General features: G+C 47.4%; 23 protein-coding genes. 11 read left to right on the top strand and 12 right to left on the bottom strand.

Translation table 11 applies throughout. The features are described 5' to 3' along the window. Positions 1–269: 269 nt before the first annotated feature. The 5 genes from INF28_RS07230 to INF28_RS07210 all read right to left on the bottom strand — a co-directional run bounded on the left by INF28_RS07230 (position 270) and on the right by INF28_RS07210 (position 4,754). Positions 270–647 carry a hypothetical protein gene (locus tag INF28_RS07230; RefSeq protein ID WP_226392793.1) on the bottom strand — a complete coding sequence of 126 codons (378 nt, stop codon included), beginning with the start codon at positions 645–647 and terminating at the stop codon, positions 270–272. 22 nt (positions 648–669) lie between these two features. Further along, the gene (locus INF28_RS07225; protein WP_226392792.1) at positions 670–1,245 is read right to left on the bottom strand and encodes a nitroreductase family protein; all 576 of its coding nucleotides are present in this window, start codon (positions 1,243–1,245) and stop codon (positions 670–672) included. Between the two features lie 59 nt (positions 1,246–1,304). Continuing rightward, the gene (gene ppdK / locus INF28_RS07220) at positions 1,305–3,932 is read right to left on the bottom strand and encodes a pyruvate, phosphate dikinase (RefSeq protein WP_226392791.1); all 2,628 of its coding nucleotides are present in this window, start codon (positions 3,930–3,932) and stop codon (positions 1,305–1,307) included. Positions 3,933–3,983: 51 nt separating this feature from the next. Beyond that, on the bottom strand, positions 3,984–4,448 hold the full coding sequence (locus tag INF28_RS07215) for a nucleoside deaminase (RefSeq protein WP_226392790.1): 465 nt from the start codon (positions 4,446–4,448) through the stop codon (positions 3,984–3,986). Positions 4,449–4,523: 75 nt separating this feature from the next. Continuing rightward, positions 4,524–4,754 (bottom strand): HPr family phosphocarrier protein, encoded by a 231-nt coding sequence (locus INF28_RS07210; RefSeq protein WP_226392789.1) that lies wholly within the window; start codon positions 4,752–4,754, stop codon positions 4,524–4,526. A gap of 186 nt (positions 4,755–4,940) precedes the next feature. On the opposite strand from INF28_RS07210, the gene mtaB reads away from it, so the two are divergent. The 6 genes from mtaB to INF28_RS07180 all read left to right on the top strand — a co-directional run bounded on the left by mtaB (position 4,941) and on the right by INF28_RS07180 (position 10,585). After that, positions 4,941–6,239: a tRNA (N(6)-L-threonylcarbamoyladenosine(37)-C(2))-methylthiotransferase MtaB gene (gene mtaB, locus INF28_RS07205; protein WP_226392788.1), complete on the top strand. Its 1,299-nt coding sequence runs from the start codon at positions 4,941–4,943 to the stop codon at positions 6,237–6,239. A gap of 53 nt (positions 6,240–6,292) precedes the next feature. Continuing rightward, complete coding sequence (locus INF28_RS07200; protein WP_226392787.1) at positions 6,293–6,982, top strand: queuosine precursor transporter; 690 nt, start codon at positions 6,293–6,295, stop codon at positions 6,980–6,982. Further along, the gene (locus tag INF28_RS07195; protein WP_226392786.1) at positions 6,975–7,667 is read left to right on the top strand and encodes a radical SAM protein; all 693 of its coding nucleotides are present in this window, start codon (positions 6,975–6,977) and stop codon (positions 7,665–7,667) included. The genes INF28_RS07200 and INF28_RS07195 overlap by 8 nt, the downstream gene beginning before the upstream one ends. A 29-nt stretch (positions 7,668–7,696) precedes the next feature. Next, positions 7,697–9,589 carry an NAD(+) synthase gene (locus INF28_RS07190; protein WP_226392785.1) on the top strand — a complete coding sequence of 631 codons (1,893 nt, stop codon included), beginning with the start codon at positions 7,697–7,699 and terminating at the stop codon, positions 9,587–9,589. Between the two features lie 98 nt (positions 9,590–9,687). Continuing rightward, on the top strand, positions 9,688–10,077 hold the full coding sequence (locus INF28_RS07185) for a DUF2752 domain-containing protein (RefSeq protein ID WP_226392784.1): 390 nt from the start codon (positions 9,688–9,690) through the stop codon (positions 10,075–10,077). 73 nt (positions 10,078–10,150) lie between these two features. Then, positions 10,151–10,585, top strand: coding sequence for a TM2 domain-containing protein (locus tag INF28_RS07180; protein ID WP_226392783.1), 435 nt, complete (start codon positions 10,151–10,153; stop codon positions 10,583–10,585). Positions 10,586–10,640: 55 nt separating this feature from the next. Here the strand turns inward: INF28_RS07180 and INF28_RS07175 are convergent, their stop codons facing one another. Next, positions 10,641–12,038 (bottom strand): MATE family efflux transporter, encoded by a 1,398-nt coding sequence (locus tag INF28_RS07175; protein ID WP_226392782.1) that lies wholly within the window; start codon positions 12,036–12,038, stop codon positions 10,641–10,643. A 303-nt stretch (positions 12,039–12,341) separates the two neighbouring features. On the opposite strand from INF28_RS07175, the gene INF28_RS07170 reads away from it, so the two are divergent. Then, entirely contained in the window at positions 12,342–13,760 is a 1,419-nt protein-coding gene (locus INF28_RS07170) for a citrate/2-methylcitrate synthase (protein ID WP_226392781.1), read from the top strand. A 72-nt stretch (positions 13,761–13,832) separates the two neighbouring features. Here INF28_RS07170 and INF28_RS07165 read toward each other — a convergent pair whose 3' ends face one another. Beyond that, complete coding sequence (locus INF28_RS07165) at positions 13,833–15,233, bottom strand: S-layer homology domain-containing protein (RefSeq protein ID WP_226392780.1); 1,401 nt, start codon at positions 15,231–15,233, stop codon at positions 13,833–13,835. Between the two features lie 245 nt (positions 15,234–15,478). Between INF28_RS07165 and INF28_RS07160 the strand changes: the two genes are divergently transcribed. From INF28_RS07160 to INF28_RS07150, 3 genes are read left to right on the top strand one after another with little or no spacing between them, the layout of a single operon-like run. Continuing rightward, positions 15,479–17,215 carry an ABC transporter ATP-binding protein gene (locus tag INF28_RS07160; RefSeq protein WP_226392779.1) on the top strand — a complete coding sequence of 579 codons (1,737 nt, stop codon included), beginning with the start codon at positions 15,479–15,481 and terminating at the stop codon, positions 17,213–17,215. Next, entirely contained in the window at positions 17,212–18,978 is a 1,767-nt protein-coding gene (locus INF28_RS07155) for an ABC transporter ATP-binding protein (RefSeq protein WP_226392778.1), read from the top strand. Before INF28_RS07160 ends, INF28_RS07155 begins: the two co-directional genes overlap by 4 nt. A 27-nt stretch (positions 18,979–19,005) precedes the next feature. Continuing rightward, complete coding sequence (locus INF28_RS07150; protein ID WP_226392777.1) at positions 19,006–20,376, top strand: sodium-dependent transporter; 1,371 nt, start codon at positions 19,006–19,008, stop codon at positions 20,374–20,376. 117 nt (positions 20,377–20,493) lie between these two features. On the opposite strand, the gene INF28_RS07145 is transcribed toward INF28_RS07150, so the two are convergent. The 3 genes from INF28_RS07145 to INF28_RS07135 are packed head-to-tail and all read right to left on the bottom strand — an operon-like array spanning position 20,494 to position 22,080. Continuing rightward, the gene (locus INF28_RS07145; RefSeq protein WP_226392776.1) at positions 20,494–20,955 is read right to left on the bottom strand and encodes a DUF523 domain-containing protein; all 462 of its coding nucleotides are present in this window, start codon (positions 20,953–20,955) and stop codon (positions 20,494–20,496) included. Between the two features lie 55 nt (positions 20,956–21,010). After that, a complete protein-coding gene (locus INF28_RS07140; protein WP_226392797.1) occupies positions 21,011–21,382 on the bottom strand; it encodes a DUF4363 family protein in 372 nt (123 codons plus the stop codon). A 5-nt stretch (positions 21,383–21,387) separates the two neighbouring features. Next, complete coding sequence (locus INF28_RS07135; protein ID WP_226392775.1) at positions 21,388–22,080, bottom strand: DUF421 domain-containing protein; 693 nt, start codon at positions 22,078–22,080, stop codon at positions 21,388–21,390. Between the two features lie 159 nt (positions 22,081–22,239). Here INF28_RS07135 and INF28_RS07130 point away from each other — a divergent pair, with 159 nt between their 5' ends. Next, positions 22,240–23,181, top strand: a complete 942-nt coding sequence (locus tag INF28_RS07130; RefSeq protein ID WP_226392774.1) for an ROK family protein — start codon at positions 22,240–22,242, stop codon at positions 23,179–23,181. 65 nt (positions 23,182–23,246) lie between these two features. Here the strand turns inward: INF28_RS07130 and INF28_RS07125 are convergent, their stop codons facing one another. After that, a complete protein-coding gene (locus tag INF28_RS07125) occupies positions 23,247–24,479 on the bottom strand; it encodes a peptidase U32 family protein (RefSeq protein WP_226392773.1) in 1,233 nt (410 codons plus the stop codon). A gap of 95 nt (positions 24,480–24,574) precedes the next feature. Further along, positions 24,575–26,056, bottom strand: a complete 1,482-nt coding sequence (locus INF28_RS07120; protein ID WP_226392772.1) for an N-acetylmuramoyl-L-alanine amidase — start codon at positions 26,054–26,056, stop codon at positions 24,575–24,577. Positions 26,057–26,296 lie beyond the last annotated feature (240 nt).

Genomic DNA, 26,296 nt, shown 5'->3' with positions numbered 1-26,296 from the left:
CCTTTTTTTCACTTTTTTCGGATTTTTTTCGTGGCCTTTTTCTGACCCTTCCCTTAAATCCTCTGCCGCTCCCGCAGCAACTTTTATATCCTACCACATCTTTCCCCTTTTGTCAATACCTTTTTCCTCGTTTTCCTGTTTATTTTTCCTTTATTTTTAAAATTTATACAGAAACAACAAAAACCGGAGAATAACCCTCTCCGGTTTTGTCAATACACCATTGCTTCCGACAATGCCTGGCATGCTTTTTCGGCTACCGCTTCTTGATATCAGTCCTCAGAAACAGCAGCTAACTGGTCATACAGCTCTTTGGTCATTTTTAAATCCGCAATGGCAGCATATCCGGATGCTTGATGCAAGCAGTTCACCACTTCATCCAGTATAGAATTTTTATCATAAGAAGTAAACGGCAGCACCGTAGTCAGTACGGCTCCATACTGCGTGTTTTCTGTCTGGTACTTGCTAACCGCCTCCGCATCAATGCCTTCGATATTCATATTGCGCAAATTCAATATCAAGCTTGCATAGGCGTTTTGAAACAATTGTTCTGCTTCCTTCTGTGTTTTCCGCTTTTCCAGCGCCACTCCAGCACATATCCCACCAAGCGCCACCGCAAAGACAACCATCAAAAAAATAATTTTCTTCATGTTCTCCTCCGAATATTTCGTGTTATATCTTGTACAACACTTCCGAAAGGCTGCGCTTTGGCACCTGCAAAACACCATCCTCATTCAAATAATATTTTACATTTCCATCTTTCATTTCCACAGCCTGGCTGTCTTGGGCAGGATAACCCAGCGCAACAATATCCAAAACCTCCAGATGCTCCGGCAAAGACAAAATTCCCCGCAGTTTCTCCCGGTTTAACGCCCCAAGCCAGCAGGAAGCTATGCCGCGTTCCTTGGCTGCGAGCAAAACCGTCATACACGCCGCACCGTTTTCCACCTGCAAATCCCCGCCTTTTTTGATGTTCCGATCACCCAAAACCACAAAATACGCCACTGGCCTCTGCTCCGGCTCCGGCGTTCCGTTCTCAAGATAACCCGCCCATTTGGTACAGGAAAAAACTTCTGAAAGCATCTCTTTCTCCGTAACCACCGCAAATTTCAGCGGCTGGACATTGGCCGGATACGCCGCCATACGGGCACAGTCTACCAAATCCAGAAGATCTTCCTTTAAAATTGGGGTCTGGCTGAATTTTCGGATACTTCTCCTGCCCATTACTGCGTCATAAACATTCATCATAGTTTCCTCCTTTTATTATGATAAAAAACGGGCGGCCTAAAGGCCGCCCGCAAAATTTCTTATTTGTTTTCCTTTGCTTTTGCCTGTGCAGCCGCCAGTCTTGCAATCGGAACACGGTATGGAGAACAGGAAACATAATTGAGTCCGGTTCTGTGACAGAACTCAACCGTGGAAGGATCGCCGCCGTGCTCACCGCAGATACCAAGCTTGATATCCGGACGGGTCTGACGTCCCAGTTTGGCCGCCATTTCTACCAGCTTGCCTACGCCAACCTGATCCAATTTTGCAAACGGATCGGATTCAAAAATCTTCTTCTCGTAATATGCATCCAGGAACTTACCGGCATCGTCACGAGAGAAGCCAAAGGTCATCTGGGTCAAATCGTTGGTACCAAAGGAGAAGAACTCTGCCTCGGTTGCAATCTCATCCGCAGTCAGTGCCGCTCTTGGAATCTCGATCATGGTTCCAATCTTATAATCAAACTTCATGTTGTTTTCAGCCAACACAGCTTCTGCAGTATCCACAACGAACTGCTTCACATACTTGAGCTCTTTGACTTCGCCTACCAGCGGGATCATGATCTCCGGAACGATATTCATGCCGTCCTTATTGCAGGCAACAGCAGCCTCCATAATGGCACGAGCCTGCATCTCAGCAATTTCCGGATAGGTAACTGCAAGGCGGCAGCCTCTGTGACCCATCATCGGGTTAAACTCTGCCAACCCTTCAACAGTAGCCTTCAATTCATCAAAGCTCAGACCCATTTCATCTGCCAGCGCCTTGATATCCTCATCACTGTGAGGAACAAACTCGTGCAGCGGAGGATCCAGCAAACGAACCGTAACAGGCATACCGTCCATAGCCCGGAAGATCGCTTCAAAGTCACTTCTCTGCATAGGCAGGATCTTTGCCAGAGCAGCTTTTCTCTGCTCTACCGTCTTGGAAACGATCATCTCACGGATGGCAGGAATACGGTCTTCCGCAAAGAACATATGCTCGGTACGGCAAAGTCCAACGCCCTGTGCGCCGAATTCTTTTGCCTGTTTTGCATCTCTGGGCGTGTCCGCATTGGTCCGAACCTGCATGGTACGGATCTCATCAGCCCAGCTCATGAACTCTGCAAAGTCACCGGCCAGCTTCGCTTCCTCTGTCTCAATCTGACCAAGATATACATTACCTGTGCTTCCGTCAATAGAAATATAATCGCCCTGCTTTACAGTGGTACCGTTTACATGGAAGCAGGCATTGTCATAATCCACTTTAATATCACCACAGCCTGCAACACAGCAGGTACCCATACCACGGGCTACCACCGCTGCGTGAGAGGTCATACCGCCTCTTGCGGTCAGAACACCTTCTGCAACCTCCATACCTTCGATATCTTCAGGAGAGGTTTCCAGACGAACCAAAACTACTTTCTCTCCTCTTTCTTTCACAGCATCTACGCAGTCTTCTGCCGTAAAGTAAACTTTACCGCAGGCAGCGCCCGGGGATGCAGCCAAACCTTTGGTAAATACTTCTGCTTTTTTCAGTGCGGAAGCAACAAAGGTTGGATGCAGAAGGGCATCTAACTGCTTGGGATCTACCTGCAAAATGGCTTCTTCCTTAGAAATCATTCCTTCTTTTACCAGATCCACCGCAATCTTGATCGCAGCAGCAGCGGTTCTCTTTCCGTTACGGGTCTGCAGCATGTACAGCTTGCCGTTTTCAATGGTATATTCCATATCCTGCATATCGCGGTAATGCTTCTCCAGCTTGCCGGCAATATCCACAAACTGCGCGTATACGTCAGGCATGTCCTCTTCCAGCTTGCTAATGGGCTTCGGGGTACGGACACCAGCAACCACGTCTTCACCCTGCGCATTGATCAAATATTCGCCAAACAGCACCTTTTCACCGGTTGCAGGGTCTCTGGTAAACGCCACGCCGGTACCGGAGGTTTCACCCATGTTACCGAATACCATAGCCTGTACGTTAACCGCTGTACCCCAGTCATAAGGGATATCGTTCATTCTTCTGTATACATTGGCTCTGGGGTTATCCCAGGAACGGAATACCGCCTTGACAGCTTCCATCATCTGCGTTTTGGGATCCTGCGGGAAATCTTCTCCCTTTTCGTTCTTATAGAACTCTTTAAATTTCACCACCATTTCCTTTAAGTCCTCAGTGGTAAATTCCGTATCCAGCTTAATGCCGCGTTCTTCCTTCATTTCGTCAATGATTTCTTCAAAACGCTTTTTGGAAAGCTCCATAACCACGTCAGAGAACATCTGGATAAAACGGCGATAGCTGTCATAAGCAAACCGGGGGTTCTGGGTCAGCTTTGCCAATCCCTCTACCACCTGGTCATTCAACCCCAGATTCAAAATGGTGTCCATCATTCCCGGCATAGAAGCTCTTGCACCACTTCTTACCGATACCAAAAACGGATTTTCTACATCACCAAACTTTTTGCCGGCGATTTCTTCCGTCTTAGCCAGAGCAGCATAAATCTGCTCCTCAATCTCGGGAGCAATGGTACGCCCATCTTCATAGTAGCGGGTACAAGCCTCAGTGGAAACCGTAAAGCCCTGAGGCACCGGGAATCCCATTCTGGTCATTTCAGCCAGATTGGCGCCTTTACCGCCCAACAGATTTCTCATTGTTGCGTCACCTTCACTGAAAAGGTATACGTATTTTTTTGACATTGGTTCTACCTCCATGTATATAGATATTTGTTTTTTCGTTGGTTTTACTGCTTATTTTTCCTTGTTTTCTTCCCTTCGCAGCTGGTCAAAAAAGCGGCGAAGAAGTGCGCGGCATTCTTCTTCCATAATCCCGCAATAGTATTCTGTCCGGTGCATCAGCCCCGGATGCTCCAACAAACAGGCATTGGATACAGCAAAGCCACCCTTTGGGTCATAAGCGCCAAAATACACCCGCCTCATTTTGGCTTGGGCAATGGCGCCGCAACACATGGCACATGGCTCTAAAGTCACATACAGGTCACAATCAGAAAGCCGCCAGGTTCCAAGCCGCTCACACGCCTTGAAAATAACCTCTGTTTCTGCATGGCTCAGCGCATTCTGCCGCTGCTCACGTAAGTTATGCCCCCGGGCAATCATCTCTCCGTTTCGGACAACAACCGCCCCCACCGGGATCTCTCCTATAGCAAAAGCTTTTTCCGCTTCCTCCAACGCGGCACGCATAAAAAAATTTTCCATAGCCGCCTCCCTGATGCCGGAAACAAGCAAAGCCCTGCCGCAATACTGCGGCAGGGAACTTTACCCGCCTTCTGTCTATTTCTGGATATAGGGCGCCAATTCCTCTAACAGCTTATCGCAGTCATCACTGTGCGCCTCCACTTTAATCGGCTTGGTGAGATCCAAGCTGAAAATTCCCATGATGGATTTTGCATCTACCACATATCTCCCTGAAGTAAGGTCAATTTCAAAATCATATTTTGTTACAATATTAACAAAGTTTTTGACATCATTAATGGAGCTGAGAATTACAGTAAATTCTTTCATTTCATTCAACCTCCTAAAATTTTATTACATTTCTTCCGTTAAAATTATACATTTTTTCCTTGCATAAGTCAATGAGAAATTATATAATTATTCCATAATTTTATTTTCTTTAATTTATGCAACTTTAATAATAGAAAAATAAGGAAACCGCATAATGTCGTCATATGCGTCAAAACCGGTAAGGATGTGTCGAAAATTACTGTTAAATTTATAACACTCGGATGCAAAACCAATTTATATGAAAGCGAAGGCATGGCGTCTCTGTTCCGGGCTGCCGGCTATCAAGTGGTCAGCGGCAAAGAAAAAGCGGACGTCTGCGTGGTGAATACCTGTACGGTAACTGGTACCGGCGCTCAAAAAAGTCGGCAGCAGATCCGGCGCGCCAGACGAGAAAATCCTGGCGCCGTTTTAGCGGTAACCGGCTGTCTGGCTCAGACCGAAGCAGACCGGCTGCGAGAGGATATGGATATTGACATTCTCATCGGCAACAAATACCGCAATCAAATTGTGGAGCTTGTGGAGCTAGCCCTGCGGGGGATCAAAACCGACAAGATTACACCCATTTTAAAAGAAACCGACTATGAAGAACTGGGCGTCACCCACAGTCAAAGCCGGGTGCGGGCCAACCTGAAAATTGAAGACGGATGCAATAACTTCTGCACCTACTGCATCATCCCCTACGCCCGCGGTCCGGTACGCTCCCGCTCCATGGTTAAAATTCTGGAAGAAGCCCAGGCACTGGGGGAAGCCGGGTACGGTGAAATTGTTCTAACCGGTATCCACCTCGGTTCTTACGGCAGGGATTTGGGCAGCGGTACGGGGCTGATTGACGTCATAGAAGCCGTACACCGCATCGAGGGAATCCGCCGGCTTCGGCTGGGATCCTTAGAACCGGTCATGATCACAGAAGATTTTGTGCGACGCGCCGCACAGCTTCCTAAGCTATGCCCTCAATTCCATTTGTCACTGCAAAGCGGCTGTGACGCCACCTTAAAACGCATGAACCGGCATTATACCACAGTACAGTTTCGCAATGCAGTGGAACTTCTGAGAAAATCCATTCCCGATACCGCCATCACCACCGATTTGATGGTGGGATTTGCAGGAGAAACAGATGCGGAATTTCAGGAATCCTATGCCTTCTGCGAGAGCATTGCCTTTGCACAGATGCATATTTTCCCTTATTCCATTCGTCAAGGCACAGCGGCAGCAGCCTTTCCTGATCAGGTTGAGGAAAGTGTCAAAACAGACCGCACCCATCAAATGCTATTCCTTGCCGAGCATATGAAAAAAGCGTTTTATCAAAAATACATTGGTTCCACCGCTTCTGTTTTGCTGGAACAGGAAAAAAACGGCCGCTATCACGGAACCACTGCCAACTATATGGATGTACTGGTCAACGGCCCGACAGGCATGACCGGAAGAATTGCCGACGTTACACTCTCGGGTATAGAAGACCAATGCTTGACCGGCCGTATTGTTTAATTGAAAAAAATAAAAACTATATAAAAATTATTTATCTTCAGGAGGAATTTTTTATGAACAAACAGGTACTGGAGAACCCTGTAAAAAACCAGAACAATGACTTTAAACCGCTGACCGTTGTGGCTTGTATGCTGACTACATTTTATTTGATTGCCAATATTATGGCGGTTAAAGTCATTTCTATAGGCGGCATTGCATTGTTTGATGCTGGAACAGTCACTTTTCCCTTTGCCTATATGCTGGGGGACGCCTTAACCGAAATCTGGGGGTTTAAAACGGCACGGAAGGTAATTTTTCTTACCTTTTTATCCAACATCATTCTTGTGGTAGCTACCTCTATCGGTCTGATTCTTCCCGCACCGGAATACATGGCTGAAACCACTGCCGCTTATGCCTGCATCTTTACCTATGTTCCCCGCATTGTGGCAGCATCTCTGCTGGCATTTTTAGGCGGAGAGCTTTCCAACGCCTGGGTTATGGTAAAAATCAAAGAAAAAACCGGCCGACGGCATCTTTGGCTAAGAACCATAGGCAGTTCTGCTGTAGGCTATATTTTTGACACGGTACTTTTTGTCATCATTGCCTTTGCGGGAACCGCACCGGCAAGCGATTTGCTGACCATGATTGTTGCGCAGTATTTTATGAAACTGGCCCTGGAAGCCATTGGCGGCACGCCTCTTGCTTACGGCTTAATCTATTGGCTGAGAAAACACGTAGAAACAGAGGAGGCAAACAATGGCTGAGCTTGTACGCTATGCAAAAATTAATACCGTTTTGCCCAGAGAGTTTCTGCTCTTACAAGGGAAAGGATGCATTTTTAAAAAATGTGCCTTTTGCGACTATCACACCGACATCAGCGATGATCCCTTTTCCGTAAACCTGCCTGTTCTCGAGCAGGTGACCGGCGAATTTGGAGTACTGGATATTATCAACTCCGGCTCTGCCATGGAACTGGACGAGCAAACGCTGGCACTGATTCGGCAGACGGCAGACCAAAAGCAGATTCATACACTTTGGTTTGAAGCCCATTGGCTGTACCACGACCAACTGAAAGAATTTGCCGCCCTGTTTCCCAATCAGACGGTCAAGTTCCGCTGTGGGGCGGAAACCTTTGATCCCCAGCTGCGCATTGCTTGGAACAAAGGGATTCCCAAAGAGGTCACCGCGGAAAAAATAGCCGAGTATTTTCAGGGTGTCTGCCTGTTGATCGCCGCAGAGGGACAGACCAAAGAAGGAATCCTCCGGGATATTGAAACCGCTCAAAAACATTTTGAATACTGCAGCCTCAATGTTTTTGTCCCTAATTCTACGCCCTTTCGCCGTGACGATGTGCTTGCCGTTTGGTTTGCTACTGAAGTGGCACCGGCACTTTCCCATGCTCCCGGCGTTGAAATTCTGCTTAATAACACAGATTTAGGGGTAGGATAAAATTAAATCGCACGAAAGGAGTTTTTGCTATGCATGATGGATTTATGAAAGTGGCCGCTGCAACACCAAAAATACGGGTGGCGGACACAGCATTTAATGCCAGAGAAATGATTAAAATGATTCGAGAGGCAGACAGGCAGGGCGCCAAACTGATTGTGCTTCCGGAACTGAGCATCACTGGCTATACCTGCGGGGATCTATTCTTTCAGGAATCCCTGATCCGGCAAGCCTTAGATGGAATCAAACAAATCACTGTCGAAACCGCGGTTACTGATATTTTAATTGTGGCAGGGCTGCCTCTGGCTATTGGAAGCAAGCTTTATAATGCTGCCGCCTTTATTAAGAGCGGAAATATTCTGGGGTTTGCTACTAAGAGTTTCCTTCCCGATTACAACGAGTTTTATGAAACCCGGTATTTTTCCGTTTTAGAAGAAAATACTTTTATTAACATAGATGGGAAACAAATTCCGGCAGGGCCGAAACTCTTGTTTTGCGCAGAAAACATGGATGCCTTAAAAATCAGCGCGGAAATCTGCGAAGATTTATGGGCTCCCATACCACCCAGCACCAATCATGCACTCAATGGAGCATCCGTGATTGTCAATTTGTCTGCCAGCGATGAAGCAGCTGGGAAAAATAATCACCGCCGCTTGCTGCTAAGATCCCAATCGGGCCGCAGTATCTGCGCTTATCTATACGCTAACGCGGGCCCGGGCGAATCCAGTACAGATCTGGTTTTCGGCGGACGCAGTTCCATCTGCGAAAATGGGGTTATGCTGGCCGAAGCCAAGAGTTTTGAAGAATCCATTCTCTACGCAGATATTGATCTTCAGCGCATTATCCAGCAACGGCGGAAAACCACCACCTTCCGGCCCCAAACTGGAGAAGGCTATCACAAAATCATGTTTAACATTCAGCTTTGTAAAACCCCTCTTGACCGCATCTTTAACCCAACGCCATTTATCCCGCAAACCGATGCACATCTTGAAGAACGCTGTGAGGAGGTATTATCCATCCAGTATCAAGGACTGAAAAAAAGGCTGGCACATATTGGCTTAAAAACTGTTACGCTGGGAATTTCCGGCGGACTGGACAGCACCCTTGCCCTGCTGGTCACTGCCAAAGCCTTTGACAGTCTGAATCTTTCCCGCAGCGGCATTGTAGCCGTCACCATGCCCTGCTTCGGCACCTCCGACCGCACGTACAGCAATGCACAAAAGCTTATTGCCAGTTTAGGCGCGCAGTTCCGGGAAGTGAATATCAAAGCGGCAGTTACCCAGCATCTTACGGATATTGGTTGCAACATTGAAAACCATGACGTTACCTTTGAAAACGCCCAGGCGCGGGAACGCACCCAGGTTCTGATGGATATTGCCAACCAGACCGGAGGAATCGTGATCGGAACCGGTGACCTATCAGAGCTTGCGCTTGGTTTTGCCACCTATAACGGAGACCATATGTCCATGTACGGGGTCAACGCCTCTGTTCCCAAAACATTGGTGCGGTTTCTAGTCAAATATGTCGCAGATACTGCAGGGGGCGAATTAAAAGATATTTTATATGATATCTTGGACACTCCGGTCAGCCCTGAACTTCTGCCGCCCAACCAAGACGGAAGTGTGGCACAGCAGACCGAAAAAATTGTAGGCCCTTATGAACTGCATGATTTCTTCCTGTATTACATGCTGCGCTGGGGATTTTCCCCGAAAAAAATTCTCCGGATGGCGCAACACTCCTTTGCGGGAACTTATGATGAAGAAACCATCGCCAAATGGCTGAATATTTTTCTGCGCCGCTTTTATGCCAACCAGTTTAAACGTTCCTGTATGCCGGACGGCCCCAAAGCAGGCAGTATCAGCCTCTCGCCCCGAGGTGATTTCAGAATGCCCAGTGATGCGGTTATTCCAAAGCCCTTCCTGTGATACTTGTATCATAAAATTAATAAAAAACATTGCTTTTTTTCTGAATGCATATTATAATAGAAAAAAGCAATGTTTACAATTAGATAGGAGAAACATTCATGGAACGGCAGCAAAAATATCGTATCAAGCAGGTATTTCTTCTCTCTCTGCTGATTCTGGGGCTGGGGCTGCTTTTGCTGCTTAGCATCCGGTTTCTTCACCGGGGAATTCCATGTCCCTTTTTTGCACTGACCAAGCTCCGCTGTCCTTTCTGCGGCATGACCCGCGCCGTTTTGGCGTTGCTTTCCGGAAACTTGCATGAAGCTTTGCGCTGTAATTTGATGGCTTTTCCATATCTGACAATCCTTCTTGCGCTTGGCCTTATCCAGGCGCGGCGCTTCATTATTACCGGATCCTGTTTTTTCCTTTCCTGGGAAAAAAAGCTTTATGCAAGTTGTATTATTTTTTCTCTTGTCTGGATGGCGGTAAGAAATATTTTTCATTTATAGTATAAAAAAGGAATATACAATATATACTCCCCTTGCGCAACAGCGAAAACGGGGAAAGGAAAGGAAGATTCTTATGCGTTATTGTAATAACTGCGGCGCACAGCTGGGCGACCAGGATGCATTCTGTTCTGTATGCGGCGCCACTGCTAACAACGCCGGAAACACTACAGAACGCCGCTGTCCTGCCTGTGGAGCAGTGGTAGGCCCATCTGATTTGTTCTGTGCCAACTGCGGGGCGGCCGTTTCGAATCAGCCTCCCACCTATCAGGGGCAGGTTGCGCAAACGCCAGGGCAGCGCTCCAAACTGGTTGCCGGCCTGTTGGGAATTTTTGTAGGCGGATTGGGAATTCACAACTTTTATTTGGGAAAAATCGGCATTGGCATTATTCAAATTGTAGTCACCCTAATTACCTGCGGTGTAGGCGCGCTATGGGGATTTATTGAAGGTATTCTGATCCTCTGTGACCGTATCACGGTAGATGGCGACGGAAAACCGCTGGCTCCGTAATGACTTTAAAAAACCCAAAACGGACTTACAGCCAAACAGGCTGTAAGTCCGTTTTTTATACTGCCGTGGCCAGTTCACCACACTGAAACTTTTTACTCAATTTCCGAATATCCCGGATATATATAATCAGGAACAAAACCGCTGCGCCTGCCCAGGCAAACGGTCCAGCCAAACAAACGCCCAAATATCCCAGAGGTATAGCCAGAATCAACGCCCCTACCAACCGGCATATCAACTCTACCGCGCTGCCCACCAGCACAATGCCCGTATTTCCAATTCCCTGAAGTGCACTGCGGAAAATAAAAATTGCGCTTAATGCCGGATAAAAACACACCGATACATTCAGATACCGACGGGAATACCGCACCACCTCTTCCACATTTTGCTCTCCCGCATCAATAAAGATATAAGTCAGACTTCGTCCGAACAAAATCATCAAAACAGCGCCTGCCGCAGAAATTAATAACAATATAATGGTAATTTTCTTTACTCCGTCCCGAATCCGATCAAGCTTCATTGCACCATAATTCTGACCTGTATAGGTGGCCAAGGTAAGTCCAAACGACATCATTACCTGTGAAACCATCTGCTCAATTTTACTGGCTGCCGTGTATCCTGCCACCGCAATGGCACCAAACCCATTTAAAATCGTTTGTACCGCCATGGCTCCTAGTGCAATGACCGAATTTTGTACCGCCATGGGTATGCCAAACCGTAAATGATACCAGGCAAAATTTCGGTCAAACCGCCAATCACTCTTTTTCAGCCGCAAAATAGGAAAATGTTTTCCCACATAAATCAAACATAAAAAACCCGATACCGCCTGGGAAAAGATGGTTGCCACCGCCGCGCCTGCAACTCCCATATGGAAATTTAAAATACATACAAAATCCAGAACAATATTTAATACCGAAGCCACCAGCAAAAAATACAGCGGTGTCTTGCTGTCGCCTAGAGCCCGGATTACACTGGATATGTAATTATAAAACATGGTAGCTGGCACACCCCAGAAGATGATTACCAAATACCGCCAGGCATCATCAATAATATCCTGAGGCGTATGCATGACTTCAAGGAGCCACCGGGCAGACAACGCACTCAAAAGGGTAAGTGCCACAGCAAAAGCCGCACTAAGCATGGCTCCCGTGGCCACACTTCGCCGTACATTTTCATTATCTCCCGCGCCAAACCGCTGAGATACCACAATGGCAAAACCACCTGCCAAACCCATAGCAAAACCCAAAATAAAAAAAGACAGTGCGCCGCTGGAGCCTACTGCTGCCAGTGCCTGCACCCCTATAGTACGACCCACAATAATGGTGTCTACCATAGAGTAAAACTGCTGAAAAATGTTCCCAATAATCAGCGGGATGCTAAACCATATCATCTGCTTTAACGGATTTCCCCTGGTCATATCCGTGGTTTTATCTTTCACTGCCTTTGTCACCGCCATACTGCTCTCTCCCTTCTTGTTTCTTCCAAACATATTTTAGATAGTTGCTACACTATACTACCATCTTTTAAGAATGTCAATAGGTTTTTTAAAATAAAATTGAATTCGTCAAAAATACAAGAAAGCTTATAAAACAACCCAAAAAATCCGTCATTTTACCAATACCAATTTCACAAGACAGCATGTGACTATTTTGCTTGACTTTAAGATAAAAATGCGGTAAAATAAAAGTTAACGTTTGTATCCAATTCGCTTGATAAGCCGATGGAGCAAACAGGCATTCAACAAGAGAGGGGTTTTTCTATGGATCGATATGAATCAAGTCAAACACGGCAAACGGTAGAAGCCAATATCCAGGCTTATATTAATCTCATCCACCAGCAGAATTCGGTATGGAATTCCATTCCTTCCCACTATTACAGTGACTACAACGTAAAGCGGGGCCTGAGAAATGCTGACGGCAGCGGTGTGCTGGCTGGCTTGACCACCATAGGCGAGGTGCACGGCTATGTCATGGACGAAGGCAATAAGGCCGCAGTAGAGGGAAAACTGCGCTATCGTGGTATTGACGTGGAAGATATTGTAAAAAATTGCCAAAAAGAACATCGGTTTGGCTTTGAAGAAACCGCCTTCTTGCTGATGTTTGGTTTTCTGCCCGACCGGGAAACGCTGGATCAATTTACTCAAGTGCTGGCAAGCCGCCGGGATCTGCCGTATGAATTTACCGAAGACATGATTTTTAAAGCGCCCAGCAAAAATATCATGAACAAACTGGGGCGCTGTGTGCTGGCTCTGTACTCCTATGATGACAATCCCGATGATATTTCGGTTGCCAATTTACTTCGGCAGAGCTTTGATTTGATTGCTCGGTTTCCCGTACTGGTAGCCAATGCCTATAGCTGTAAACGTCACTATTTTGACGGCGAAAGCCTGGTTCTTCACAATCAAAACCCGACCCTTTCTGCGGCGGAAAACTTTTTATATATGATCCGCCCAGATAACCGTTATACCCCGCTGGAAGCGGAGATACTGGATTTGGCGCTCATCCTGCAAGCCGAGCACGGCGGCGGAAACAACTCCGCCTTTACAGTACACGTCCTCTCCTCCACCGGCACTGACACCTATTCCGCCATTTCTGCGGCAGTAGGATCTCTAAAAGGGCCAAAACATGGTGGGGCGAATGACAAAATGCTGTCTATGATGAGTGAAATTAAAGCCAACGTGAAAAACTGGGAAGACGAAGATGAGGTTCTTGCCTATCTGAAAAAAATTCTGCGTAAAGAAGCCGGAGATGGCAAAGGCCTGATTTATGGTATGGGACACGCCGTATATACCATTTCAGATCCCCGTACCGGGATCTTGAAGGCCAAAGCGAAGGAACTGTCCGAAGTGACAGGCCATCAGAAGGAATTTGCCCTTCACGACCTGGTACAGCGGCTGGCGCCCCGCGCCTTCCTGGAAGAAAAAGGGCTGGAAAAGGACATCTGTGCAAATGTGGATTTTTATTCCGGATTTGTGTATCAGATGATGGGATTGCCCCAGGAATTATACACCCCCCTGTTTGCCATGTCCCGTATTGTGGGCTGGTGTGCCCACCGGATCGAAGAGGTCATGACAAGCAACAAGATTATCCGTCCCGCTTATAAGACCATTGCAAAACGACTTCCTTATACTCCCATTGACCAAAGAGAAAAACTGATGACCGACAATGCTGAATCATAAATAACTACCGCATAAAAAGCGACCCCAAGGGCAAGACAAATTTGCCCTTGGGGTCGTTTTATTATACTTTATTTATTTGCCAAGATAGGTAAAGTGCATATGATCCACCGTGCCGCTTACCCAGGCATTACCGCCCCAAAGCCAGCCATATTTGGCAAAGGTCTGGACTACAATGCCGTCCTCAGGGAAAGAATATACCGAAGAAGCCGGATCATAGAAGGTGCCTACCACTGCGCCGCTGGGATAAATACAGTAGTTTTCATTATAATTAAGATCTATCGCTGTCCCATAGTTATGATCGGAATAAGTTCCGCTGGACATAGCGTTTCTCCAGCCATACGCTGTCACATCCTTAAGCGGTGCTTTGACAGGAGAATTATAAATTTCATCAAAAATGGCAATAACGTCATCTTTCAGCACCGAATTGATCCTAAAGGTCAAAGTGGACGCATAGGGATTACCGGAATCATCCAGCTTCCACACCTTCACTGTCACCTCAGTCATATGTGCATCGGCTTCTTCCGCAGAGGTATACTTACCTCCATCTCCAAATACCCGCGCCTCCTTCTCGGCCGCTTCGCCAGATGCCAGCGTTTCTGAATAGGTCTTCAGCCGATACAGTCCATTCTCATCAGGAACCTGAAGCGGTGTCCCGCTGGGGGCATAACCTGCTGAGCCGCTGCCTCCCTGATTTGAAGCCAAGGTTTGGTTGATGTCCGGCGCATTGGGGTCATCAGCATTGGCCAACGCCACCGTAGCACCGCTGCTCAGCGTAATGGTTTTAATCAAGGTTTGAATCGTATTCCCTTTGGAATCCCGGGTCTGACGAAGCGCTGTCTGAATCTGTCCGTCAAAATCCCGACCGTAAGCAATAAAGCACCGGTATGCAATGATCGCCGCTTCTTCCCGGGTCACATTGTCATTAGGACGAAACGCTCCCGTTTCATAATCCCCAGCCATCAAATTGTTATCCAGCATAAATGCTACATGGTTCTGTGCCCAAGGCGCAATATCTCCCGCATCCGGCATTCCTTCAAATACATTCTCTGATGGGAAGTAAGGGCCTAATACACCCGCCGCATCAAGCAGGCTGGTAATAATCTTACACATTTCCTGCCGGGTCAGTGTCCCGGTCGGAAAGAAATGTCCTTCCCCGTCACCGCTGACCAATCCTGCATAATACGCCATATTGGGGAATGGGTCGTTGGTATCTAAAAACGGATTCTTAGAATGGGTAGATACATTTTCCGCGGTTATGGTAGCATATAAATTGACCGCCACATTAATAAAATCTCCCCGGCTGATCGGATCCTGATACGGTTTTTGAGAATATTCCTCAGAAATAATACTGAGTCTCATGGCGCCCTCCACTGCGCTGACCGCCCAATCACTGGGATCATAGGCAAACGCAGGCGTTATGACACTGCCCGCCGCCAGCATAACAGCCAGGACGCATATTAAAACACGTTTCATTGATATTCACCTCAAAAATGATTTTTTTGCCAAAAAACAGGACATTTTCAGGCAATACGAAGTAAGTATACCACACTTTTGCTTTTTTTTCAACTTTTCTCCGTGTTTCTTAACAGAATATTCACAGATATGTGAAAAAAAAGACAAATATTTTTTAAAAAATTCTTCTTCTGGATTGATTCACAGGGGAATATATGATACAATACTTTTTATTAAATTTTGAAGTGAGATGATAGAAAAAAATTATGCGAAAATTACTGCCTTATTTAAAGGGATATGAAAAAGAAAGTATTTTAGGCCCTTTATTTAAACTATTAGAAGCCTGCCTTGAACTGATTGTTCCCATTATCATGGCCGCCATCATTGATACTGGGATTCAAAGCCGAAACATCAGTTATATTCTCTCTATGGGAGGGATTTTGGTTCTTCTTGGAATTTTGGGCCTTTGCGCCTCGGTCACCGCGCAGTATTACGCCGCCAAGGCCGCCTTTGGCTTCGGTACTGCACTGCGTCGGGATATGTTTGCCCATATCAACCGCCTGTCCTTTTCCGAACTGGATCACGCTGGGCTTTCCTCCCTGATTACCCGGATCACAGTTGACATCAATCAGGCCCAAGCCGGCGTGAATCTTGCGCTTCGGCTTTTTCTGCGCTCCCCCTTTATTGTCATCGGAGCACTGATCATGGCTTTTACCATACACGTACAGATTGCCTGTATCTTCGCGATAACCGTTCCCGTTCTTGGACTGGTCATTTATCTGGTCATGGGCACCAGCATCCCCATCTATAAGAAAGCGCAGAAAAAACTGGAAAATGTTTCCTTGATTACGCGGGAGAACCTCACCGGCATTCGGGTAATACGCGCCTTTTCCAGACAGCATGAAGAGCAGGAACGTTTTCAAGGCGCCAACCGGGAGCTGAAAAAACTGCAGATTTTGGCCGGAAAAGTTTCTGCACTGATGAATCCGCTGACCTATGTACTGGTCAATGCCGCCATTATCCTGGTCATGTGGCAAGGAGCAAGTGTAGTCAATCAGGGCGGGATTACCCAGGGGGAGGTCATTGCACTGGTAAACTATATGACCCAAATCCTGCTTGCCCTGATTGCTTTTGCCCAGCTGATTGTTACCTTTACCCGCGGCACGGCTTCCGCCGCCCGGGTCAACGAAATTATGGAACTTACACCATCCATGACCGATCAGGGGAACCAGCCGCAAAATCCGGTTCCCGGCGCTCCCAAGGTGGAAATGAAAGACATTGACTTTTTCTATCAAGGCTCTCCGGAACCTGCACTGCAAAATATTTCCTTTACTGCCATGCCCGGCGAAACCATTGGAGTCATTGGCGGCACCGGGTCAGGCAAAACCTCGCTTATCAGTTTGATTCCACGGTTTTATGACATTGCAAAAGGAGTTGTCCTCATTGACGGCCGGGACGTGCGTGACTATCCCCTGTCCCAGCTGCGTGGCAAGCTGGGGATTGTTCCTCAAAGCGCCGTACTTTTCCGGGGGACCATCCGGGAAAATATGCAGTGGCGAAAAAAAGATGCCACCGATGAAGAAATATATCGGGCGCTGGAAATCGCCCAGGCAAAAGAAATCATAGATTCCAAAGAAGGCGGTCTCAATGCCTGGGTAGCCCAAGGCGGAAAGAATTTTTCCGGCGGCCAGAGACAGCGGCTGACCATTGCAAGAGCTCTGGTGGGGAATCCGGAAATCCTGATTCTGGACGACAGCGCTTCTGCCCTGGATTTTGCTACAGATGCCAAGCTCCGGCAGGCTATTGCTGAAAAAACCTCAGGTATTACCGTTTTCATGGTTTCCCAGCGGGTCTTTTCCATACGCAACGCAGACCGTATTCTGGTTTTAGACGACGGGAAGCTCGCCGGTATCGGAACACACGACCAGCTGCTTCAAACTTGTCCGGTCTACCGGGAAATCTGTCTTTCCCAGCTTTCTGAGGAGGAGGTGAAGCAGGCATGAATCGGAACGCAAAAGACAAAAGAAAAGAGACCCTTCTTCAGGTGATCCATCTGATTCGTCCGTACCGGGGGCAATTTATCCTTTCTCTGTTTTTGGCGGCGGTCACCGTGGCTCTCACTCTATATGCCCCTGTTCTCATCGGAGACGGGGTTGACCTGATTGTCGCTCCGGGAAAAGTTGATTTTAACGGTTTAATTCCTATTTTATGGAAAATTGGGGTGGTAGTTGCCCTCACCGGCTTGAGTCAATGGTTGATGAATCTGGTGCATAACCGCATTACGTTTAATGTGGTAAATGATATGCGCACCCAGGCATTTGCCAAGCTGCAGGAACTTCCGCTCAGCTTTACAGACAGCCATCAAAACGGCGACATCATCAGCAGGATCACCACCGATACCGATCAGTTTTCTGACGGATTGATCATGGGCTTCGCTCAATTATTTACAGGTGTGATTACCATTTTAGGAACACTGGGATTTATGGTCTCTGTCAATTTTAAAATCGCACTGGCCGTGGTGTTGATTACCCCGCTCTCTCTGTTTGTTTCCGCTTTTATCACCAAACGCACCTACTATATGTTCGGAAAACAATCTGAGGCACGGGGCGATATGACCTCTCTGGTAGAAGAAATGGTAGGAAACGCCAAGGTTGTCAAAGCCTTTGGCTATGAGGACGATGCCGAGCAACGTATGGCGGTCATCAACGAACGGCTGAGACAGTACGGCCAAAAAGCCGTATTTTTCTCCTCGCTGACCAACCCTTGTACGCGGTTCGTTAACAGTATGGTCTATGCCGTGGTGGGAATTGCCGGCGCCTTTGCCGTGCTGGCAGGCGGACTTTCTGTTGGACAGCTTTCCTGCTTCCTGACCTATGCCAACCAGTATACGAAACCCTTTAACGAAATCTCCGGCGTGGTCGCCGAACTCCAGAACGCCCTTGCCTCGGCCCAGCGGGTATTTGACCTGATCACACAGCCAGCGCAAACACCGGACAAACCGGATGCCAAGGTGCTGACCGATCCAGACGGGACCGTAAAGCTATCCCACGTCTATTTTTCCTATACCCCTGAAAAACCGCTGATTGAGGACTTTAACCTCTCCGTATCCCAGGGACAGCGTATTGCGATTGTAGGCCCCACCGGCTGCGGGAAAACCACTCTGATCAATCTTCTGATGCGTTTTTACGACACCAACCAAGGCGAAATTTTGATTAGCGGGATTCCAATTCGGAACATTACCCGACAGAGCCTGCGCCGGCAGTTTGGCATGGTTCTGCAGGATACCTGGCTGAAAACCGGAACGATACGGGAAAACATTTCTTATGGAAAACCCGATGCTTCCACTGACGAAATCATTGCTGCGGCCAAAGCCGCATATGCAGACGGATTTATCCGTCGTTTGCCCCAAGGCTATGATACCATGATTTCTCAGGAAGGGGACAACATTTCCCAAGGGCAAAAACAGCTTTTGTGTATTGCCCGGGCCATGTTATGCCTGCCCCAGATGTTGATTCTGGACGAGGCCACCTCCTCCATTGATACCCGAACTGAACTGCGGGTGCAACAGGCTTTTACCAAAATGATGCAGGGCCGCACCTGCTTTATTGTAGCACACCGGCTTTCTACTATTAAGGAAGCCGACAAGATTCTAGTAATGAAAGATGGGCACATTATCGAACAAGGACGGCACGAAGAGCTGCTTGCCGAAAACGGCTTTTATTCCCGGCTGTATAACAGTCAGTTTGCACAGGTCAAACGATCTTAAAAAATTTTTTAACAAAGGAGTTTATGTATGAAAAACAGAGAACGGTTTTCTTCCCGTCTGGGATTTATCCTCATTTCAGTGGGCTGTGCCGTAGGACTGGGGAACGTCTGGCGCTTTCCCTATATTACCGGAAAATACGGCGGCGCGGCTTTTGTCCTGATCTACCTTATTTTTCTGGCCATTCTGGGACTTCCCATCATGGTCATGGAATTTGCAGTGGGCCGTGCCAGCCAGAAATCCATTGCCAAAAGCTATCACGTCCTGGAACCCAAGGGCACAAAATGGCACTGGGCAGGCTATGTAGCAGTGGCGGGAAATTATATGCTGATGATGTTCTATACCACCATCGGCGGCTGGATGCTTGCTTATACGGTCAAAACCGCCATGGGCGAATTTTCCGGTCTCTCCGCAGAAGCAGTGGGCGGTGTTTTTACTTCCATGCTGGGCCAGCCCGGCTATATGCTGTTCTGGATGCTTGTGACAGTGATTCTTAGTTTTGGCGTATGCAGTCTGGGACTGCAAAAAGGAGTGGAACGGATCACCAAAATCATGATGAGCTGCCTTTTCCTGATTCTTCTTGTGCTTTGTATCCGGAGCGTAACACTGCCCGGCGCCATGGAAGGGATCCGGTTTTATTTGGTGCCTGATTTTCAAAAAATGTGGGAAAATGGATTTGCAGATGCAGTCTTTGCCGCCATGGGTCAAGCCTTTTTCACCCTGAGCCTGGGCATCGGCGCCATGTCCATCTTCGGAAGCTATATCAGTAAGGAACGGGCGCTTTTGGGCGAATCCCTGAACATCTGTATTTTAGATACTGTGGTGGCGCTTTTGTCCGGACTTATTATCTTTCCCGCCTGCTTTGCCTTTCAGGTCAATCCGGGCGAGGGTCCCGGGTTGGTTTTTGTGACCCTTCCCAACATCTTTAACCAGATGGCCGGCGGCCGTCTCTGGGGATCCCTGTTTTTCCTTTTCATGAGCTTTGCCGCCCTTTCCACGATTATTGCGGTATTTGAAAATATTCTCAGCTGTACCATGGATATGTTTGACTGGAGCCGGAAAAAAGCAGTGCTGATCAATGCCGTTTTAGTGACACTGCTTTCCCTGCCCTGTCTGCTTGGATTTAACCTTCTCAGCGGTTTTGCACCCTTTGGAGAAGGAACCACCATACAGGATCTGGAAGATTTTATTCTCTCTAACAATCTTCTGCCTTTGGGGAGCCTGGTTTTTCTGCTGTTTTGTACGACTCGTTATGGCTGGGGATTTCAAAATTTCCTCAAAGAAGCCAATACCGGAACAGGACTCAAGTTCCCTGCACGGCTCCGCTTTTATGTCAGTTATATTCTTCCGCTGATCGTAATTTTCATTTTTATTTTGGGGTACTGGCAAAAATTTGCATAAATTGAAAAACGTGCGGGCTTTTTGAGCTCGCACGTTTTTTTTCGTTGAAAAAGCGGCATTATTCTCACCGCCAAAATTTTTCTATGTATGTTGCCACACCTTATCTTTCGCTTTTCTCTATTTCTGCTCCATCTGGTTCCGGCTAGACAAAAGCATCTCTATCTGGCTTTCCCCAAAAATCCGGATTCCATTTTGAGAAAGCAGGTCTGCCGCCGTACCGTTTCCATCTGTCAAATTCTTACTAAAACTGCCATCATAAATCCTGCCAAAGCCACAGGAGGGGCTGCGTTCCTTGAGCAAAGCAAAATCACATGAAAACAATCGCGCCATTTTCAACGCTTCCTCTGCCCCCTTTTGATACTGCATCGTCACATCTATGCCGTCTGAAGCCATCACCCGTCCAGCTCTGCGCTCTGCCGGCGGCCGGGGCGTGGTCAGCCCCCCCAGCTGCTCCGGACATACAGGTATCAAATGAAACCGGCTTTGCAGCTGCCGGATCTGCTCCAGCGGCAAAGGTTTTTCCTTTCCGTCATATCTACAGCACAGTCCCAACAGACAGCCGCTGATCAAAAGATTCATTTGCCCGCCCCCTTTATTTTTTACCTTAACACAGACCAAAGTAAATGTCAAGAAGCTATAAAAGCTCTTCGATACTAAATCCCTCTTGATGTGGAAGATGCTTCATCTGCATCTGAAGCATAATAAATTCACCAATAAAATCCTCCCGGGCTCCAATCTGGGCATATTTCATACTCTGCCGCATGGAAATTTCAATTTCCTCTATCTGAGCTGTGTCAATGGTAAGGCAGGCCCAAAACCGGCTTTTGTTCCACCTCTGCTGCAATTGATCCAGTTGATTCTGTATCTCCTGCCAATTATTTTCATCAAACCGGGTTTCTATATTCTCGCATATTCTACTGACATCCTTATCCAGCTTTCGGATCTGATAAAAATGAAAACCAATAAACCCAACCAGCAAAACAAAAATACAAATGATTGCCACCATACGATTCACCGCTTTTTGCCTCCTTTTTCCTTCGGTATGAGTACCACCTTACCGCTGTCCTGCTCAAAGCTCAGATAAAAAACCTCACGCCAATGCTTTAGCCTCTCTTTGTTCAGCTGTTTATACAGCCACTCCTCATTCAGCCCAAGCCTTTTTAAATTTGTGCGAACCAGAGTACCATTGTCCACAATCACATAGGACATCCGTACCGGTTCCGGTTTCTGCTGTAAATCTGGCGGCGTGACCGGACTACTTTCGGCGTTTAAGATAACACTGACCTTTCCGTTGGTTTCCATCATGACATAATCTACCTGTGACAAACTGACCGCCCCATTGTTCCGCAATTCCTCCATTAAATCGGCCACATTGAACCTCTGCCGCTTCATTTCCTGCTGATGCAGCTTTCCTTTTTGAAAGAACATACTGGGCCGGCCATAAAGCAACGTTCTGACCCCCATGCTTCGGTAAGCAAGATCAGACAAAACCACCTCTAAAATCATGAGAATCAAAATGGCAATCACACTGGTACTGAGCGGCACGCCGGTATTGGTAATAGGCATTGCCGCGATTTCGGAGATGATAATGGTAACCACCAGCTCCGATGCCTCCAATTCTCCAATCTGCCGCTTTCCCATCAGCCGCAGTGTCAAAACAACAAAAATATACATCACTATGGTACGCAGTACAACAATTCCCATACCCTCACCTCGCATATAGTATGAAGCAAATTAGGAAAATTTATGTATTCCTCCCATACTGTTACAAAAAGAAAAGAAAAAGCAAATAAAGAACTTTACAAACCCAGGCAAAAGAAGTATAATAGCCATATGTGAAATTATTGCAATGGAGGAAATGAAATGTTTATTGGAATCGATTTAGGCGGAACAAATATTGCGGTGGGTCTGGTAGATAATACCCCCAGCGTTATCGCTCAAGCTTCCCGTCCCACAAATGCCAAACGCCCTTATCAGGAAATCATTAGGGATATGGCTGAATTATGCAAAGAGGTGACAGAAAACGCCGGCTATACTATGGCGGATATTCAGGGAATTGGGGTTGGAAGCCCCGGAACCATTGACAGTACCAATGGCGAAATTGTATATGCGAACAACCTGGACTGGCACCATGTTCCTCTGGTGAAAGAACTGAAAACCTATTATCCAGATATTCCTATGGCAGTGGAAAATGACGCCAACGCGGCCGCATACGGAGAATATATTGTAAACGGCGACAACACAGAAAGCTTTCTTGCCATTACACTGGGCACCGGTGTAGGCGGTGGTATTGTACTGGATAAAAAAATATACCGCGGCTTTAACGGCGCAGGCGGTGAAATTGGGCATTTTACTCTGGTTCACAACGGCGAATACTGCACCTGCGGAAAAAAAGGCTGCTGGGAAGCCTATGCTTCCGTAACCGCACTGATCCGTCAAACGGAAGCTGCCATCAAGGCAAACCCCGACAGCCTGATGCGAAAGAAAGCCGAAGAAAATGGTTCCGTCAGCGGTAGAACCGCTTTTGAAGCCGCCAAGGAAGGCGACGCGGCAGCACAACAGGTAGTCGATACTTATCTTGAATATGTGGCAGATGGTATCTCCAGTGTGATTAATATTTTCCAGCCTAATGTACTGGTAATCGGCGGCGGCATCAGCCGGGAAGGCGACTATATGCTCAAGCCCATTCAACAATACATTGATAAATATACCTACTGCAAGGATATTCCGCAGACACAGCTGAAAATTGCAACCCTGTTTAACGATGCCGGCATCATAGGCGCCGCACTGGCCTCTGCGATGTAACATCAATACACAAAAAACACAGGACTTTCGCTTGTGCAAAAAAGCACAGGCGAAAGTCCCTTTTTTTAATCCATACCTTTTTTCTTCCGTAAGAATGCATCCGGCTCCACCGGCTGGTCCATCTTGATATAAACCGTGCTTTGCGGCCGGTTTGCTACTTCAATTTCCTTCCCATCTTCTGCACGCATCTCCGTCACTGTCTGCGTAAAAAACTTTCCGGTCGGGCCCAGCACCTCCACAGTGCTTCCTTTGAAAAACCGGTTCTTCTGTACCACAGCCGCCATTTGGGTCTTGGGATCATAGCCTGTTACCACACCTACCATATCATATTCCCGAATATAAGAACTGCTGGCATAATTCTGGGAAGACGCATCTGCCTTTCCGAAATAAAACCCGGTAGTATAGCCACGATGACTCACCTTTTTCAGCTCTTCCAGCCACTGGGGATCAAAAACATAATGCTCTGGATCTGCCATATAGGCGTCAATCGCCTGCCGGTATGCCTTTATTACCGTGGCAACATAAAACTCCGACTTAACCCGCCCTTCAATCTTAAAGCTGGTGAGTCCTGACTCCATCAGCTTATCAATATGTTCAATCATGCACAAATCCTTGGAATTATAAATAAACGTCCCTCGCTCATTTTCAAAAACAGGCATATACTCCCCGGGACGCTGCTCTTCCATTAAATAATATTTCCAGCGGCATGGGTGGGCGCACTTTCCGCCGTTGCCATCCCTTCCAGTCATATAATTGCTGAGCAGACACCGTCCGGAATAGGAAATACACATGGCGCCGTGGACAAAGGCCTCCAATTCCAGCTCCGGCTGAACACGTTGGCGGATCTCTTTGATTTCCTCTAAAGACAGCTCCCGCGCCACAATTACCCGCTTTGCTCCCATCTGACACCACACACGGGCGCTTTGATAATTGACATTATTGGCCTGGGTGCTGATGTGAATATCCAATTCCGGCGCAATCTCTCTAGTGACCGAAAACATTCCCAAATCCGATAGGATTACCGCGTCAATGCCAGTATCCTTCACCAGATGCAAATAATCTGCATATTCATCCATATCCCGGTTATGAGGAATGATATTGGCAGTCAAATATACCTTCTTTCCCCGTTCATGGGCAAAATCAGCACCCTGCCGCATCTCCTCCGCCGTAAAATTATCCGCCGCCGCCCGCAGAGAATATTCTTCTCCGCCAATATATACAGCGTCTGCACCATAAATCAACGCCTTTTTCAATTTTTCCAAATTTCCTGCAGGCGCCAAAAGCTCCGGTTTTTTCATACTGCTCCTCCTTCTTATGCAAAAAAAGCACTTCGAAAATCCGGATTCCCGAAGTTCCGAAGCGCTCCTTTCTCTCTATTCCTTATCCCTATAACTCAATAGCTTGTGCCAAAATACTCACAAACACCTCTTGCAATTCCTTCCGCATATGCCCACTGACTGTCCTCACTGCGCAGCACGGCCGCATCTGCCGCCGTATCAATAAAGGCAGTTTCCAGAAGAGCGGCTACCATGGAAGTATACCGCAGAACTGCAAAGCTTGCAGATTTCACACCGCGATCCGATAAACCGACTTTGGAAACCACGTTTCTTTGAATCAGTGACGCCAGCTGTTTTCCACCTTCAGAACCGTTATAATAATAGGTCTCGGTTCCCGTACCGCCGCCGGCGTTACAATGAATGGACAGGAACAAATCCGCTCCCGCATTATTGGCAATTTCTGCCCTGCGCATTAAGCTTGCGCTGACCGATTCTGTAGATACGTTTTCCATCACACTGTTTCGAGTCATAATCACCGTAAATCCACGGCTTTCCAGCAATGTTTTGGCTTTTTCTGCAATATAATAAGTAATATCCTGCTCTCTCAAGCCGTTACCAACTGCACCCGTATCCGTACCGTTATAGTTATGTCCGGCATCCAGCACCACCGTCCATTGTCCGGATCCGCTGGGCTGTACCGGGGCTGGTACAGGAGTAGGTACCGGCGTTGGCACCGGAGTAGGTTCCGGCGTTGGTACAGGAGTAGGTACCGGCGTTGGCACCGGAGTAGGTTCCGGCGTTGGTACCGGAGTAGGTACCGGTGTTGGCACCGGGGTAGGTTCCGGCGTGGGTACCGGCGTGGGTACCGGTGTCGGTTCTGGGGTTGGTACCGGGGTGGGTTCCGGCGTTGGCACCGGAGTAGGCTTTGGCGTAGAAACTGGGGTTGGTTCCGTTACCGCTGCATTCCCCATGGAAATCGCATCCTGGGGACTATCTTCTGCTTCTCCCGTTACCAGCATAGCGTTATATACTACCTGCGCCACAAAAGCACGGTTTGCTGACTGGCTGACCTTTACCTTGGTTCCATTGAGCAATTCATACTTCTGTGCTACATTCAAATATCCTGAATACCACATAGGACCAACGGCCGCCAGAGATTCATCCCCCACACCGGAGGAACAAACCACCATTTTAACCGCCTGTTCATTGGTCACATAATCATTGGGGCGAAACGTTCCATCTTCCATACCATTTATGTATCCGTTTTCATAACAAAAAGAGATATACGGTACTGCCCAGCTGCCTGAATCCACATCCGGAAACGGAAGGGGTTTGGGCGTGTAATAATTTGCGTTATATCCGTTGGCACGTGCAAGGAACGCACAAAATTCAGCCCGGGTAGTATTGTCACCCGGTGCGAAAACACCGTCGCCCCGGCCCTGAATCACTCCAACATTGCTCAATTTATCCACCGCTTTATAATAAGAAGCAGTTATCGGTACATCTGAAAATTCCAATCCAAAAACCTGCATTGGAACTGCAAGCATCAGCAGAGCAAGCATCAGCAAGACTGCTACTGACCTTTTGCGTTTGTGCATTCATGATCACCTCATAGTTGTGTCTTTTTCGCCTATTTTTTACCATAAGCGAAAGCCGCTTGTCGCAAAACGACTGTGTTTATTATACCATATTTGAGGCTAAAAATCAAGCAAAATGGCCTTTTTCTCAAACGCAGTCCTTGTTTTCTCCTGTTTTTTGTGAGTTTTTACCAAATTTTTATTTGTTTCTTTTTTCCCCATTTTTTCCTGCCCTACCGCATGATAAAGTACGCCGAAAAG

The sequence above is a fragment of the Ructibacterium gallinarum genome (assembly GCF_014982785.1).
Classification (GTDB): Bacteria; Bacillota; Clostridia; order Monoglobales; family Monoglobaceae; genus Ructibacterium; species Ructibacterium gallinarum.
The sequence above is the reverse complement of the archived record's forward strand: the minus strand, read 5'-3'. Positions and strand labels throughout refer to the sequence as shown.

Coding starts and splice junctions, on each gene's coding strand:
- INF28_RS07130 (WP_226392774.1), top strand. CDS start 22,240: ATGTTTATTGGAATCGATTTAGGCGGAACAAATATTGCGGTGGGTCTG.
- INF28_RS07175 (WP_226392782.1), bottom strand. CDS start 12,038: ATGGCGGTGACAAAGGCAGTGAAAGATAAAACCACGGATATGACCAGG.
- INF28_RS07150 (WP_226392777.1), top strand. CDS start 19,006: ATGAAAAACAGAGAACGGTTTTCTTCCCGTCTGGGATTTATCCTCATT.
- INF28_RS07210 (WP_226392789.1), bottom strand. CDS start 4,754: ATGAAAGAATTTACTGTAATTCTCAGCTCCATTAATGATGTCAAAAAC.
- INF28_RS07180 (WP_226392783.1), top strand. CDS start 10,151: ATGCGTTATTGTAATAACTGCGGCGCACAGCTGGGCGACCAGGATGCA.
- INF28_RS07155 (WP_226392778.1), top strand. CDS start 17,212: ATGAATCGGAACGCAAAAGACAAAAGAAAAGAGACCCTTCTTCAGGTG.
- INF28_RS07165 (WP_226392780.1), bottom strand. CDS start 15,233: ATGAAACGTGTTTTAATATGCGTCCTGGCTGTTATGCTGGCGGCGGGC.
- INF28_RS07135 (WP_226392775.1), bottom strand. CDS start 22,080: ATGGGAATTGTTGTACTGCGTACCATAGTGATGTATATTTTTGTTGTT.
- INF28_RS07140 (WP_226392797.1), bottom strand. CDS start 21,382: ATGGTGGCAATCATTTGTATTTTTGTTTTGCTGGTTGGGTTTATTGGT.
- INF28_RS07170 (WP_226392781.1), top strand. CDS start 12,342: ATGGATCGATATGAATCAAGTCAAACACGGCAAACGGTAGAAGCCAAT.
- INF28_RS07145 (WP_226392776.1), bottom strand. CDS start 20,955: ATGAATCTTTTGATCAGCGGCTGTCTGTTGGGACTGTGCTGTAGATAT.
- INF28_RS07195 (WP_226392786.1), top strand. CDS start 6,975: ATGGCTGAGCTTGTACGCTATGCAAAAATTAATACCGTTTTGCCCAGA.
- INF28_RS07230 (WP_226392793.1), bottom strand. CDS start 647: ATGAAGAAAATTATTTTTTTGATGGTTGTCTTTGCGGTGGCGCTTGGT.
- ppdK (WP_226392791.1), bottom strand. CDS start 3,932: ATGTCAAAAAAATACGTATACCTTTTCAGTGAAGGTGACGCAACAATG.
- INF28_RS07125 (WP_226392773.1), bottom strand. CDS start 24,479: ATGAAAAAACCGGAGCTTTTGGCGCCTGCAGGAAATTTGGAAAAATTG.
- INF28_RS07200 (WP_226392787.1), top strand. CDS start 6,293: ATGAACAAACAGGTACTGGAGAACCCTGTAAAAAACCAGAACAATGAC.
- INF28_RS07225 (WP_226392792.1), bottom strand. CDS start 1,245: ATGATGAATGTTTATGACGCAGTAATGGGCAGGAGAAGTATCCGAAAA.
- INF28_RS07185 (WP_226392784.1), top strand. CDS start 9,688: ATGGAACGGCAGCAAAAATATCGTATCAAGCAGGTATTTCTTCTCTCT.
- INF28_RS07120 (WP_226392772.1), bottom strand. CDS start 26,056: ATGCACAAACGCAAAAGGTCAGTAGCAGTCTTGCTGATGCTTGCTCTG.
- INF28_RS07160 (WP_226392779.1), top strand. CDS start 15,479: ATGCGAAAATTACTGCCTTATTTAAAGGGATATGAAAAAGAAAGTATT.
- INF28_RS07215 (WP_226392790.1), bottom strand. CDS start 4,448: ATGGAAAATTTTTTTATGCGTGCCGCGTTGGAGGAAGCGGAAAAAGCT.
- INF28_RS07190 (WP_226392785.1), top strand. CDS start 7,697: ATGCATGATGGATTTATGAAAGTGGCCGCTGCAACACCAAAAATACGG.